Here is a 12,912-nt window from a genome sequence, read left to right on the forward strand (position 1 = left end):
GTCATCTGGTCGCTCTGCGAGGTCCTTCGCGGCGCTCAGGACGACAACACGACTCTAAGCCGCGTTGATCGCGGCGAAGGCTTCGAAGGCGTCCTCCACCAGACTCACGTGATGGATCATGGCGGCGTGGGCGCCGGCGGCGTCGCCGGAGACGATCGCGCGGACGACGGCGTCGTGTTCCTGGTTGGAGCGCAGCAGGCGGCCGTCCATCCGGAACTGGGCACGTCGGAAGGGACCGACGCGCCGGCGCAGGTTCATCGCATACTCGGCCAGCGGCGCATTGTGGGCGCCGGCATAGATCGCCGAATGGAAGGCGACGTTGGCGTCGGAGTAGGCTTCGGTCTCGCCCGCCGCCGCCAGCGCCATCATCGCTTCGTGCCGCGCCTGCAGACGCCGTCGCTCGATCGGCGTCATGCTCATCGCCGCGAGCCGGGCGCAGGTCGCTTCCATCTCGGCCATGGCCACGAACAGACTCTCGATCTCCTCGGGCGTCGCCTTCGAAACGATCGCGCCCTTGCGCGGGCGCATGTCGATCAGGCCGCTCATCGCCAGCTGGCGCAGCGCCTCGCGGACCGGGGTGCGCGACACGCCATGCTGCTCGGCGAGGCCCACCTCATCGAGGCGTTCGCCGGGCGGCAACTTGCCGTTGAGGATGCCGTCGGCGATCGCCGCGGCGAGCTTGTCGGCCAGGGTCGGGTTGGTGTCGCTGCGCATGCCGACTTGCATACAAGATGGATGCCAAGGCCGATAGTGCACTCAACCATGCCCAAAAAGAATGCAGTAGGATGAAATTGCATACAATTACGCCCGGGGAACCGCCGCTTCTTCGCGGATTCACCCGCATTTGGCGCCTCCCGGGCGTGGCACACCGCTTGCTGTCCTCCTCTCAGGCCACGACGGCCGCATAAGCGATCGAGGGGGACGTTCGATGATCGACAAGTTCAATATCGGCCGGCGGGCACTTCTGGGCGGCGCGGCCAGTGCGGCCGCTCTCGGTCTCGCGGGCGGCGCCCAGGCACAGAAGCCGCTGGTGGTGGGCTTCATCTATGTCGGCCCGCGCGACGACTACGGCTACAACCAGGCCCATGCCGAGGCCGCTTCCGTCCTGAAGAAGATGGCCGGCGTGAAGGTCGTCGAGGAAGAGAAGGTGCCGGAAACCGTCGCCGTCGAGAAATCGATGGAGAGCATGATCAACCTCGACGGCGCCACCCTGCTGTTCCCGACCTCGTTCGGCTACTTCGATCCGCACATGCTGCGCATGGCGGCCAAGTACCCGAAGGTCCAGTTCCGCCACTGCGGCGGCCTGTGGAACCAGGCCAAGAACCCGATGAACACCGGCAGCTACTACGGCTACATCGACGAGGCCCAGTATCTCGCCGGCATCGTCGCCGGCATGACCACCAAGAGCGGCAAGCTGGGCTTCGTCGCCGCCAAGCCGATCCCCCAGGTCCTGCGCAACATCAACGCCTTCACCCTGGGCGCGCGATCGGTGAACCCGAAAGCCACCACCCAGGTGATCTTCACCGGCGACTGGTCGCTTCCGGTCAAGGAGGCCGAGGCCACCAACTCGATGATCGCGCAGGGCGTCGACGTCGTGACCTGCCATGTCGACAGCCCGAAGGTCGTGATCGAGACCGCGGAGCGCGCCGGCATCTTCACCAGCGGCTACCACACCAACCAGGCGAAGCTCGCACCCAAGGGCTACCTCACCGGCGCCGAGTGGCAGTGGGAGAAGATCTACGTCGACTTCGTCGAGACGATGAAGAAGGGCGGCGTGCCGGGCAACTTCGTGCGCGGCGGCCTAAAGGAAGGCTACGTCAAGACGTCGCCCTTCGGTCCTGCCGTATCGGATGCCGCCAAGGCCAAGGTCGAGGAGACGCGGAAGGGCATCGTCGACGGCAGCTTCGCGATCTTCAAGGGTCCGCTGAAGGACAACAAGGGCAACACCATCATCGCTGGCGGCACGACCTACACCCAGACCGAGCCCGTGCTCGAAGGCATGAACTACCTGGTCGAAGGCGTTCTGGGCGCGACGTCGTAAGGACGCCGCGCGCACGCATGAGACGAGCAACTCTTCTCCTCCCCCGTCTCACGCAGGGCAATCGCATATGAAAGTTTCCGTCGTCTCGACCGGAGCGCGCAGCGCGGAGTGGAGAGACCTTCTTTCCACCATTAGCCGTCAAATGGAGGAAAGAAGGTCTCTCCACTCCGCTGCGCTCCGGTCGAGACGACGGGGAGTTTGGGCAAATTCGATATCCCTACCGTCTGACGGGGGAGGAAGGGGAGAGCGGCCGGCTCCTCTTGGTTGGCCGATTCATCTCGCTTCGCTCCAGGGGCTGGCATAGGCATGGGCACCGCCCTCGAACGCATCGCCGTCTCGGCGCTGGCCTTGCTCGCGTCGGCGGTGATCTTCGGCCTGCTGCTGATCTTCTATGCGGGCGTCGATCCGTTCGAGGCCTATGCGCTCATGTACCAGGGGGCGTTCGGCAGCTGGTTCTCCTTCCAGAACACGCTCACGCGCGCGGCGCCGCTGATCCTGACGGCGCTGTGCACGGCGCTGCCGGCACGGCTCGGACTGATCATCATCGGCAATGAGGGCGCGCTGGTGCTGGGCGGCGTCGCGGCCGCGGCCGCCGGCGTCGCCGTCGCGGCCTCCGGGCCACTGGTGACCCATCTCGCCATGGCGGCGGCGGCGATGATCGCCGGCGGCGCCTGGATCGCGCTGGCGGGCGGCCTGCGCCAGTATCGCGGCGTCAACGAAACAATCTCCAGCCTGCTGCTGACCTATATCGCCATCGCCCTGATGAACCATTTCGTCGAGGGCCCGCTGCGCGACCCATCGAGCCTCAACAAGCCCTCGACCCATCCGATCGGCGACGCCAACATGCTGGGCACGATCGGCGGCAGCGACGTCCATTGGGGCCTGGCGCTCGGCATCGTGGCCTGCCTGCTCTGCTATGGCGTCCAGCGCTTCACGACCTTCGGCTTCGCCATGCAGGTGATCGGCGGCAACCCGAAGACCGCGCGCATGATGGGCCTGAACGTCGGGCGTTACGTGCTGGTCGCCTGCGCCGCCGGCGGCGCGGCGGCGGGGCTCGCCGGCATGGTCGAGGTGGCGGCGGTGCACGGCAAGGCCAACGCCTCGCTGGCCGTCGGCTACGGCTTCACCGGCATCCTGGTTTCCTTCCTCGCCCGCCATCATCCGCTGGCGATCATTCCCGTCGCCATCTTGATGGGCGGCATCGGCGCCAGCGGCGGCCTGCTGCAGCGCCGGCTCGACCTGCCGGACGCGGCGGTGGTGGTCCTGCAGGGCATCATCTTCGTCTGCATCCTGGCCAGCGAAACCTTGTACGGCCGCTCGTGGACCTGGCTGTGGCGCTTCCGCGCGGTGGAGGGACGCTGAGCATGGACGGCAGCGACATCGGTCTGTGGGGCGTGCCGTTGGCCATGCTGGCGGGTGCCATCCGCGTCAGCACGCCCTTCATCTTCGTGAGCCTCGGCGAATGCCTGACCGAGCGCAGCGGCCGCATCAACCTCGGCCTCGAAGGCACCCTGATGATGGGGGCAATGAGCGCCTACGGCACGGCGCTGCTGAGCGGCTCGCCCTGGCTCGGCGTGCTGGTGGCGGCCGGCGTCGGCCTGATGCTGGGCGCGCTGCACGCCGCCCTCTGCCAGCTGCCCCGGGTCAATGACATCGCGACCGGCATCGGCCTGATGCTGTTCGGCACCGGCCTCGCCTTCTTCCTGGGCAAGCCCTACATCCAGCCCAAGGCCCCGAACCTCGGCGCGCTCGATCTCGGCGGCTGGAGCAGCATCCCGCAGGTGCAGCAGGCGCTGCAGGTCAATCCGCTGTTCATCGTCGGCATCGTGCTCGCCTTCGCGCTGGCCTGGGCGCTGAAGAACACGCGCTGGGGCCTGATCGTCCGTCTCGCGGGCGAGAGCGTCGACGCGGCCCTGGCGATCGGCGCCTCGGTGGCACGGGTACGGCTGCTGGCAACGGCGGTCGGCGGGGCCTTCGCGGGCATCGGCGGCGCCTTCCTGTCGCTCTATTATCCCGGCAGCTGGAACGAAGGCCTGTCGAGCGGCCAGGGCCTGATGGCGGTGGCGCTGGTGATCTTCGCGCGCTGGGACCCGATCCGCTGCCTGTGGGCCTCGCTGCTGTTCGGCGCGGCCGGCGCGATCAGCCCGGCCCTGCAGTCGGTTGGCGTGACCCAGGGTTACTACCTGTTCAGCGCCGCGCCCTACGTCCTCACCCTCGCCCTGATGATCGCCACCTGTTCGCCCGCCCGCAGCCTGCGCGGCGCGCCGGCTGAACTGGGCGCGGTCAAGTAGGAGCCGTCATGAGCAAGACCCATATCGACTCCCGTCCTTATGCCTGGCCGTGGAACGGCGCGCTGCGCGCCGACAACACCGCGCTGGTCATCATCGACATGCAGACCGACTTCTGCGGCGTCGGCGGCTATGTCGACAAGATGGGCTACGACCTGTCGCTGACGCGTGCCCCCATCGAGCCGATCCAGAAGCTGCTCGCGGCCGCGCGCAAGGCCGGCTGGACCGTGATCCATACCCGCGAAGGGCATCGGCCCGATCTCTCCGACCTGCCGCCCAACAAGCGCTGGCGCTCGCGGCAGATCGGCGCCGGCATCGGCGACCCGGGCCCGTGCGGGCGCATCCTGGTGCGCGGCGAGCCGGGCTGGGAGATCATCCCCGATCTCGCACCGATCGCCGGCGAGCCGATCATCGACAAGCCGGGCAAGGGCTCGTTCTGCGCCACCGACCTCGAGCTGATGCTGCGCACGCGCGGCATCGACAATCTGGTGCTGACCGGGATCACCACCGATGTCTGCGTCCACACCACGATGCGCGAGGCCAACGATCGCGGCTTCGAATGCCTGATCGTGGAGGACTGCACCGGTGCCACCGATCGGGGCAATCACGAGGCGGCGCTGAAGATGGTCGAGATGCAGGGCGGCGTGTTCGGCGCCGTCGCCAACTCGGCGGCAATCCTGAAGGCGTTGGCGTGACCGCGCCGTCCCTCGAACTGATCGGCTTCACCAAGCGCTTCGGCGCGATGGCCGCGCTCGACGACGTTTCGGTGAAGATCGAGGCCGGCGCCTTCCACGCGCTGCTGGGCGAGAACGGTGCGGGCAAGAGCACGCTCGTGAAGTGCGCCATGGGCTACTACGCCGCCGACCAGGGCCAGATCCTGCTGAACGATCGCGAGGTCGAGATCGCCCATCCGCGCCAGGCGCACGAGCTGGGGCTCGGCATGGTCTACCAGCACTTCACCCTGGTGCCGAACATGACGGTGCTGGAGAACTTCGTGCTGTCGCGCGGCGACCTGCCGGCGGTGATCGACTGGGCGGCCGAGCGGCGGGCGCTCAACGCCTACTTCGAGACGACGCCGTTCACCGTCCCGGTCGACGTGGCCGTCGCCGACCTCGCGGCCGGCCAGAAGCAGAAGGGCGAGATCCTTCGCCAGCTCTACCTCAAGCGCAACCTGCTGATCCTCGACGAGCCGACCTCGGTGCTGACGCCCGACGAGGCCGACGAGGTGTTGACCACGCTCAAGAAGCTGACCGACGACGGGCAGATCACCATCGTCACCATCACGCACAAGTTCCGTGAAGTGAACACCTATTGCGACGCCGTCACGGTGCTGCGCCGCGGCCAGCTGATCGGCACGAAGCCGACGAGCGAACTCGACAACGACATGATGGCCGAGATGATGGTCGGCCGGCGCGAGACGCGCACCGTGGTCGAGCGCGAAATCCGAGCGCCAGGCAAGGCCGTGCTGAAGCTCGAAGGGCTGAGCGTCGCCGACAATGTCGGCCAGCTCGCGGTCGAGGATCTGGCGCTGGAGATCCGCGCCGGAGAGATCGTCGGTGTCGCGGGCGTGTCAGGCAACGGCCAGCGCGAGCTCGTCGAGACTCTGGCCGGCCAGCGCGACCACGAGGCGGGCCGCATGCTGGTGCACGGCGAGGTCTATACCGCGACGCGGCCCGAGATGGTCCGCCACAGGATCGCCTGCCTTCCGGAGGAGCCGCTGCGCAACGCCTGTGTCGCGGACATGTCGGTGGCGGAGAACATGGCGCTGCGTTCCTTCGACCAGTCGCCCTCCTCGCCCGACGGCATCCGCCTCCGGCGCGGCCCGATGCGCGAGACGGCGCGCAAGCTGATCGAGGCCTACAAGGTGAAGACGCCGGGCCCGGATGCTGCCATCCGCGGCTTGTCGGGCGGCAACGTGCAACGCGCCGTGCTGGCGCGCGAACTGTCGAGCGAAGGCGACCTGCTGATCGTGGCCAATCCCTGCTTCGGCCTCGACTTCGCCGCCGTCGCCGAGATCCGCGCCCGCATCGTGCAGGCGCGCAACCGCGGCGCCGCGGTGCTGCTGGTCAGCGAGGATCTCGACGAGATCCTGCAGCTCTCCGACCGCATCGTCGTCATGTTCGACGGCAGGCTGGCGCTGCAGACCGACGCGGCCAGCGCCGACGTCGGCGCCATCGGCCGCGCCATGGCGGGACACTGATGAGCGGCGCGAGATGCCGATTCTAGTCTCGTTGTCATCCCGAGCGCAGCGAGGGACCTTTAATTGCCGGCGCGCAAAGGTCCCTCGCTGCGCTCAGGATGACACCTGTTTCTGAACCCCTGTTGGTGCGCCCATGAAGACCATCGCTGCCCAACCGTTCGACTTCACTTTCGATCCCGCGCACACGGCGCTGATCGTCATCGACATGCAGCGCGACTTCATCGAGCCGGGCGGCTTCGGTGCGACCCTGGGCAACGATGTGAGCCTTCTATCCGCAATCGTGCCGACGGTCGGCCGGCTGATCGAGGCCTTCCGCAGCGCCGGGCTGACGATCATCCATACGCGCGAATGCCATAAGCCCGATTTGTCGGATTGCCCGCCGGCCAAGCGGCTGCGCGGCAAGCCGTCGATGCGGATCGGCGATCCCGGCGCGATGGGCCGCATCCTGATCGCCGGCGAACCGGGCGCCGACATCGTGCCGGAACTCAGCCCGAAGCCTGGCGAAATCGTGCTCGACAAGCCGGGCAAGGGGGCGTTCTACGCGACGCCGCTCGGCGACATCCTGGCCGAGCGCGGGGTCACGCATCTCGTATTCGCGGGGGTCACGACGGAGGTGTGCGTGCAGACGACCATGCGCGAGGCCAACGACCGCGGCTTCGAGTGCCTGCTGGCCGAGGACGCGACCGAAAGCTATTTCCCGGAGTTCAAGAAGGCGGCGCTCGACATGATCCGCGCCCAGGGCGCGATCGTCGGCTGGACCGCCCCCGTCGATCAGATCGCCGAGGCGCTGCGCTGACTAGTGCAGCGCACGCTCGCGCGAGACGTAGTGGCCGCGCTTCAGTTCCTTGAAGAACTGCGGCACCTGCGGATGCGACACCGGCTTACCGGTATCGTCGGCCAGCAGGTTCTGCTCCGACACGTAGGCCACGTAGGTGGTCTGGGCGTTCTCGGCCAGCAGATGGTAGAAGGGCTGGTCGCGGCGCGGCCGCACCTCTTCGGGGATCGACGACAGCCACTCCTCGGTGTTCGCGAACACCGGGTCGACGTCGAAGATCACGCCGCGAAAGGGGTAGACGCGGTGCTTCACCACCTGGCCGATGGCGAACTTGGCGCAACGCACGGGCGGCGCGGCGAGCGCCGGGGCAGAAGCCTGATTGATGGGTTCCATAGACAAAGTATTGCTCCGAACTGGCCGGTAGGCAACGCAGTCGGGACGCCGGATTCGACCGCCGACTGCAAGAATACGTGAAAAACAGCCGTATAGATCGCTACGCAAGAATGTGGCCAAGGTGCAAGGACCTCGCGCCTCGGTTGACGGGACGCACCTCGGTGTGGACTCTGGCGAAATACTCGGTGGGAAGGGTTGATTGGTCGAAGGTCTGAAAGTCCGCTTCTGGGGCGTACGGGGATCGATTTCGTGCCCCGGCGCGGAATACGTTCGCTATGGCGGCAATACGTCGTGTCTGGAGATCACCGCCGGGGGCCGGCGCCTCATCTTCGATGCCGGCACGGGTATTCGCACGCTGGGGGTAGAACTGGCGCGACAGCCGCCCCACGACATCGACATCTATTTCACCCACACCCATCTCGACCACATCTCGGGGCTCACTTTCTTTGCGCCCCTGTTCGACCGACGCAATTCGGTGCGCATGTGGGCCGGCCATCTCGAGGCGCCCTACACGCTGAAGAAGGTGGTCGGGCACCTGATGCAGGCGCCGCTCTATCCGGTGTCCCTCGACGTCTTCCAGGCCCGCGTCGAATTCCGCGAGTTCAAGTCGGGCGAGAACCTGTCGTGCGGCGCCGTCGCCGTGCGCACGATACCGCTCAACCATCCCAACGGCGCCACCGGCTATCGCATCGACCATCTCGGCAAGTCGATCTGCTACATCACCGACACCGAACACCGGGAAGGTGAGCGCGACTCCACGATCGTCGACCTCTGTCGCGGCGCCGACGTGATGATCTACGATTCGAGCTACACCGACGAGGAATACGCGCGCTATCGCGGTTGGGGACACTCGACCTGGCAGGAGGGCGTGCGAGTCGCCGATGCGGCCGGCGTCGGCACGCTGGCGATCTTCCATCACGATCCCAGCCACGACGACGCGTTCATGGACGGTGTCGCGCGGGCCGCCGCCCTCGCACGCCCGGGCGTTGCGGCAAGCGGCCTGCCGCGTGTCCTCGTCGCCCATGAAGGCCTCACGCTGACGCCGTGAGCAGACCGCGATGAGCGCCAGATCAAAGTTGCGCGGCCGCTGGCGGCGGTTCGCCCTTGGTTTGCCGACCGTGCTCGGCCTGAAGCCGCGCGGCTGGTTCATTCCGCACCGCTATGCGCCCTTGCTGCCGCCGCCGGGTTCGCAGCCGCCCTATCCCGCGATCGAGCGCCTGTTCGAGGAGCATGCCGACCAGTTCGCCGCCGTGCTCGACGCCGTCGACGCGCGGGCGGAAGCGCTCGAAAGCTGCACCGCGATGTTCGAGCAGTCGTGGTTCCCGTCGCTCGACGCCGCCGTGGCGTATGCGCTGGTCCGCGAGCGCAAGCCGCGACACATCATCGAGGTGGGCTCGGGTCATTCGACCCGGCTGCTGTCCAAGGCCCTGGGCGGCGTCGGCGAAATTCTGGCGATCGATCCGGCACCGCGAGCCGACATTGCCGACCTGCCCGGGGTCCGCGTGAAGTCTTCGACCCTGCAGGCGGCCCCGGACACGGTCTTCGACGGCCTCGTCCAGGGCGACGTCCTGTTCATCGATTCCAGCCACATCCTGATGCCGGGCAGCGACGTCGACATCCTGTTGAACCGCGTTCTGCCGCGCCTGCCGTCCGGCACGCTGGTCCATATCCACGACATCTTCCTGCCGTTCGACTATCCCGCGATCTGGGGCTGGCGTGCCTACAACGAGCAGCAGGGCGTGGTTCCCCTGCTGACGAGCGGCGCTTTCAAGCCGATCTTCTCCAGCGTCTGGGCGGAGCGGCGCATGGCCGACCGCCTGGCCGCCTCGGTGATCTCGCGCCTGCCGCGACCGCCGGATGCGCTCCCCGCCAGTCTCTGGCTGGAAAAGCTCTGATGCTGCGCCATCTGCGCGTCTGGTTGTTCGGCAGCGGCGATGCGGCCCAGCTGCCCGAGCGCGTGCGCGCGGCGATCGAACGCCAGCAGGAGCAGAGCGAGATCCTGATCGGCTGGGTGCAGCTGGTCATCGTGGTGCTGGTCGCCACGGTCTACGAATCGAGCTCCATGCCGAGTGGTGTGGTGCAGGAGGATTACTCCTTCGAGTTCGAGGTGCTGGTGATCTACGGCGCCTTCTGTCTGCTGCGACTGGGCCTCGCCTACGCACGCCTGTTGCGGCCCTGGATGCTCTACCTGTCGGTGATCGCCGACATGCTCCTGCTGATGGGGCTGATCTACTCGTTCCACTACAAGTACGCCCAGCCGGCGGTCTTCTATCTGAAGGCGCCGACGTTCCTCTACGTGTTCCTGTTCATCGCCCTCCGCGCGCTGCGCTTCGAGGCGCGCTTCGTCGTGTTCACCGGCCTCGCGGCGATCGCGGGCTGGATCGGGCTCATCCTCTACGCGTTGGGCGGCCGTGGCGGGCCGGCCAATCCGACCGACGACTTCGTCGAGTACATGACCTCGAACGCATTTCTGGTCCACGCCGAGGCCGACAAGATCATCGCCATCCTGCTCACCACCCTGGTACTGGCGCTGGCCATCTCGCGGGCCCGTCACCTGCTGGTGCAGGCGGTGAGCGAAAGCGCCGCGGCGCAGGATCTGTCGCGCTTCTTCGATCCCGGAGTCGCGGCGCGCATCCGCGGCGCGGCGATTTCGATCAAAGCGGGTGAAGGCGAGCTGCGCGATGTCGCGATCCTCACCGCCGACCTGCGCGGCTTCACACGGCTGTCGATGGAACTCCCGCCGGATGAAGTGATGAAGGTCCTGCAGGACTACCAGAGGCGCGTCTGCCCGCTGATCGCGGAGGCCGGCGGCAGCATCGACAAGTTCCTGGGTGACGGCATCCTGGCCTCGTTCGGCGCGGTCATGCCGTCGGCGACCGCCGCCGCCGACGCGCTCCGGGCGGCCGACGCGGTGATGGCGGCCGCCGCAAACTGGGCTTCGGAACGTCGCGCGGCGGGCCTCCCGCCCCTGGAGATCGGCCTTGCCGTCGCGTCCGGGCGGGTGGTGTTCGGCGCGGTCGGCGATGGCGAACGGCTCGAATTCACGGTGATCGGGGAGGCCGTGAATCTCGCGACGAAGCTCGAGAAGCACAACAAGGAAGAGGGAACCCGCGCCCTGACGGACGGCGAAACCTATGCGCTCGCCGAGCGTCAGGGCTATCGTGCGCCCACGGTGCCTGAGCGGCGGCCGAATCGGAAGGTTGGCGGCGTTACGGAATCTGTCGATATTGTGGTCCTTGCCGCCTGAGGCGCGGGACCGCCCGGGAAGCGGCAGGCGGGGTTGCCTTGCCCTTTGCCCATTCGCAGCCTATGTAATTTGCGACAGTGGAGCGCCATCGTGGGTAATAACTACGACATCATCCTGATCGGGTTGGTCGCGGTCTTCTTGATCCTGCGGCTGCGGTCCGTGCTGGGCAAGCGTACCGGCAACGAACAGCCGCCGGCACGCGATCCCTTCACGCCACCCGCACCGCCACCGCCCCGTGTCGGCGATGCACCGCAAGGAAACGACAATGTCGTGCCGCTGCCGACGGCCAATGCGCCGGCGCCGCGTCAGTCGTCGCCCACCAGCGGCCCCGGCGGCATTCGCGCCACCGTCCTGCCGACGGCAACCGCCGGCGTTGCCGCCATTCGCGCCGCCGACCCGGACTTCGAACCGATCGGCTTCACGGGCGGCGCGCGCGCGGCCTTCACCGCCATCGTCGAGGCCTTCGCCCGCGGCGACACCGCGACGCTGAAGCCGCTGCTCGACAGCACCACCTATGCCAGCTTCGAATCCGCCATTCGCGGTCGCATCGAGCGCAACGAGAAGGCTGAAACGACGCTGATCGGCTTCGAGGCGTCCGATGTTGCCGGCGCGGACATGGAGGGCACGAACGCCGTCGTCACCGTGCGCTTCGTGAGCGAGCAGATCAACGTCGTGCGCAATGCCGACAGCCAGATCGTCGATGGCAATCCGAACGAAGTGCAGAAGGTCGTCGACCTCTGGACGTTCCGTCGCGACACCACTTCCGGCGATCCCAACTGGCAGCTGGTGAAGACCGAAAGCGAAGGCTGAGGGAGGCTTTTCCGGGAATGCGAAGGAGCCTCCTCGCCGGTTGCGTGGCCCTGTTTGCCGCCGCTCTCCTCTCTGCCTGCGCCTCGACCCCCGGCTCCGCGCCCCAGCAGCGCATTGCGATGGAGCCGACCTCCTATAACGAAATCGCCGGCTGGGCCGGGGATCGCCACGCCGAGGCGCTTGCAGCCTTTCGCCGTTCCTGCCCCAGGCTGACCGCTGGCCCCGACGTCAGGATCGCCACCGACGGTGGCGAGAAGACGATCACCGCCGGCGAATGGAAGCACATCTGCGATGCCGCCGGCGCGGTGAAGGTCGGCGACGCCCGCGGCGCACGCAATTTCTTCGAATCGAATTTCCGCCCTCTGATCGTCAAGGCGCCGGGCAAGTTCACCGGCTACTTCGAGCCCGAGATGCGCGGCAGCAAGGTGCCGTCCCGCCTCTTCACCGTCCCGGTCTACCGCAAGCCGCCCGACCTGACCGATCAACCCTATTTGACGCGCGCCGAGATCGAAGCGGGCGCGCTCAAGGGCAAGGGCCTCGAGATCGCCTATGTGCAGGATCCGGTAGGCCTGTTCGAGATGCAGGTGCAGGGCAGCGGGCGCATTCAGCTCGCCGAGGGCGGCAGCATGACCCTCGGCTTCGACGGCTCCAACAACCGCCCCTATACCGCGATCGGCGCCGTGCTGGTCGAGATGGGCATCATGAAGAAGGAAGACGCGACCTGGCCGGCGATTCGCGACTGGCTGAAGCGCAATCCGCAGCAGGCGCGGGACGTCATGCGCCGGAACGAACGCTACATCTTCTTCAGGGACACAAGGACTTCGGCCCCGATCGGCGCCCAGGGCGTGCCGCTCACCGCCCAGCGCAGCATGGCGGTGGACCCGACGCTCACGCCATACGGCACGCCGGTCTGGATCGACACGCGCCGTCCGGTGTATCGCAAGCCCGGCGCCACCGAATCCTATCGCCGGCTGATGATCGCACAGGACACGGGCGCGGCGATCAAGGGCCCGGCGCGCGGCGACGTATTCTACGGCGCCGGCGCGCAGGCAGCCGACTGGGCCGGCCGCATGAACAGCGACGGTCGCGCCGTCGTCCTCGTTCCAAACAAGAACTGACGGCCGGGACGCATTGCCGGCCGTCGGCGGTCGCGCCGGC

The 12,912-nt window shown here is 67.4% G+C and carries 13 protein-coding genes; 11 read left to right on the forward strand and 2 right to left on the reverse strand.

Annotation, left to right across the window (positions count from 1 at the left end):
- Window positions 1-54: 54 nt before the first annotated feature.
- Window positions 55-714 (reverse strand): GntR family transcriptional regulator, encoded by a 660-nt coding sequence (locus Q7V45_RS14180; protein ID WP_304853064.1) that lies wholly within the window; start codon window positions 712-714, stop codon window positions 55-57.
- A gap of 214 nt (window positions 715-928) precedes the next feature.
- On the opposite strand from Q7V45_RS14180, the gene Q7V45_RS14185 reads away from it, so the two are divergent.
- The 6 genes from Q7V45_RS14185 (at window position 929) to Q7V45_RS14210 (ending at window position 7,325) form a co-directional block, all read left to right on the forward strand.
- Window positions 929-2,041, forward strand: coding sequence for a BMP family ABC transporter substrate-binding protein (locus tag Q7V45_RS14185; protein ID WP_370692603.1), 1,113 nt, complete (start codon window positions 929-931; stop codon window positions 2,039-2,041).
- Window positions 2,042-2,347: 306 nt separating this feature from the next.
- Window positions 2,348-3,403 (forward strand): ABC transporter permease, encoded by a 1,056-nt coding sequence (locus Q7V45_RS14190; RefSeq protein WP_304853066.1) that lies wholly within the window; start codon window positions 2,348-2,350, stop codon window positions 3,401-3,403.
- Between the two features lie 2 nt (window positions 3,404-3,405).
- Entirely contained in the window at window positions 3,406-4,332 is a 927-nt protein-coding gene (locus Q7V45_RS14195) for an ABC transporter permease (protein ID WP_304853068.1), read from the forward strand.
- Between the two features lie 8 nt (window positions 4,333-4,340).
- Window positions 4,341-5,024, forward strand: coding sequence for a cysteine hydrolase family protein (locus Q7V45_RS14200; RefSeq protein WP_304853071.1), 684 nt, complete (start codon window positions 4,341-4,343; stop codon window positions 5,022-5,024).
- A gap of 47 nt (window positions 5,025-5,071) precedes the next feature.
- Window positions 5,072-6,529: an ABC transporter ATP-binding protein gene (locus tag Q7V45_RS14205; protein ID WP_304853215.1), complete on the forward strand. Its 1,458-nt coding sequence runs from the start codon at window positions 5,072-5,074 to the stop codon at window positions 6,527-6,529.
- 133 nt (window positions 6,530-6,662) lie between these two features.
- The gene (locus tag Q7V45_RS14210; protein ID WP_304853074.1) at window positions 6,663-7,325 is read left to right on the forward strand and encodes a cysteine hydrolase family protein; all 663 of its coding nucleotides are present in this window, start codon (window positions 6,663-6,665) and stop codon (window positions 7,323-7,325) included.
- Here the strand turns inward: Q7V45_RS14210 and hspQ are convergent, their stop codons facing one another.
- On the reverse strand, window positions 7,326-7,697 hold the full coding sequence (gene hspQ, locus Q7V45_RS14215; RefSeq protein WP_304853078.1) for a heat shock protein HspQ: 372 nt from the start codon (window positions 7,695-7,697) through the stop codon (window positions 7,326-7,328).
- A gap of 199 nt (window positions 7,698-7,896) precedes the next feature.
- Between hspQ and Q7V45_RS14220 the strand changes: the two genes are divergently transcribed.
- The 5 genes from Q7V45_RS14220 to Q7V45_RS14240 all read left to right on the forward strand — a co-directional run bounded on the left by Q7V45_RS14220 (window position 7,897) and on the right by Q7V45_RS14240 (window position 12,872).
- Window positions 7,897-8,745: an MBL fold metallo-hydrolase gene (locus Q7V45_RS14220; RefSeq protein WP_304853081.1), complete on the forward strand. Its 849-nt coding sequence runs from the start codon at window positions 7,897-7,899 to the stop codon at window positions 8,743-8,745.
- Window positions 8,746-8,755: 10 nt separating this feature from the next.
- Window positions 8,756-9,592, forward strand: a complete 837-nt coding sequence (locus Q7V45_RS14225; protein ID WP_304853083.1) for a class I SAM-dependent methyltransferase — start codon at window positions 8,756-8,758, stop codon at window positions 9,590-9,592.
- A complete protein-coding gene (locus Q7V45_RS14230; RefSeq protein ID WP_304853085.1) occupies window positions 9,592-10,944 on the forward strand; it encodes an adenylate/guanylate cyclase domain-containing protein in 1,353 nt (450 codons plus the stop codon). The genes Q7V45_RS14225 and Q7V45_RS14230 overlap by 1 nt, the downstream gene beginning before the upstream one ends.
- Before the next feature lie 90 nt (window positions 10,945-11,034).
- Window positions 11,035-11,754: a Tim44/TimA family putative adaptor protein gene (locus tag Q7V45_RS14235; RefSeq protein ID WP_304853087.1), complete on the forward strand. Its 720-nt coding sequence runs from the start codon at window positions 11,035-11,037 to the stop codon at window positions 11,752-11,754.
- A 17-nt stretch (window positions 11,755-11,771) separates the two neighbouring features.
- Window positions 11,772-12,872 (forward strand): murein transglycosylase A, encoded by a 1,101-nt coding sequence (locus Q7V45_RS14240; RefSeq protein WP_304853089.1) that lies wholly within the window; start codon window positions 11,772-11,774, stop codon window positions 12,870-12,872.
- Window positions 12,873-12,912: the final 40 nt, after the last annotated feature.

Source organism: Reyranella sp., from assembly GCF_030651995.1.
Classification (GTDB): Bacteria; Pseudomonadota; Alphaproteobacteria; order Reyranellales; family Reyranellaceae; genus Reyranella.

Bases quoted from the DNA above. Each gene is read 5' to 3' on its own strand.
- Q7V45_RS14180 (WP_304853064.1), bottom strand. From the start codon at position 714: ATGCGCAGCGACACCAACCCGACCCTGGCCGACAAGCTCGCCGCGGCG.
- Q7V45_RS14185 (WP_370692603.1), top strand. From the start codon at position 929: ATGATCGACAAGTTCAATATCGGCCGGCGGGCACTTCTGGGCGGCGCG.
- Q7V45_RS14190 (WP_304853066.1), top strand. From the start codon at position 2,348: ATGGGCACCGCCCTCGAACGCATCGCCGTCTCGGCGCTGGCCTTGCTC.
- Q7V45_RS14195 (WP_304853068.1), top strand. From the start codon at position 3,406: ATGGACGGCAGCGACATCGGTCTGTGGGGCGTGCCGTTGGCCATGCTG.
- Q7V45_RS14200 (WP_304853071.1), top strand. From the start codon at position 4,341: ATGAGCAAGACCCATATCGACTCCCGTCCTTATGCCTGGCCGTGGAAC.
- Q7V45_RS14205 (WP_304853215.1), top strand. From the start codon at position 5,072: ATGGCCGCGCTCGACGACGTTTCGGTGAAGATCGAGGCCGGCGCCTTC.
- Q7V45_RS14210 (WP_304853074.1), top strand. From the start codon at position 6,663: ATGAAGACCATCGCTGCCCAACCGTTCGACTTCACTTTCGATCCCGCG.
- hspQ (WP_304853078.1), bottom strand. From the start codon at position 7,697: ATGGAACCCATCAATCAGGCTTCTGCCCCGGCGCTCGCCGCGCCGCCC.
- Q7V45_RS14225 (WP_304853083.1), top strand. From the start codon at position 8,756: ATGAGCGCCAGATCAAAGTTGCGCGGCCGCTGGCGGCGGTTCGCCCTT.
- Q7V45_RS14230 (WP_304853085.1), top strand. From the start codon at position 9,592: ATGCTGCGCCATCTGCGCGTCTGGTTGTTCGGCAGCGGCGATGCGGCC.
- Q7V45_RS14240 (WP_304853089.1), top strand. From the start codon at position 11,772: ATGCGAAGGAGCCTCCTCGCCGGTTGCGTGGCCCTGTTTGCCGCCGCT.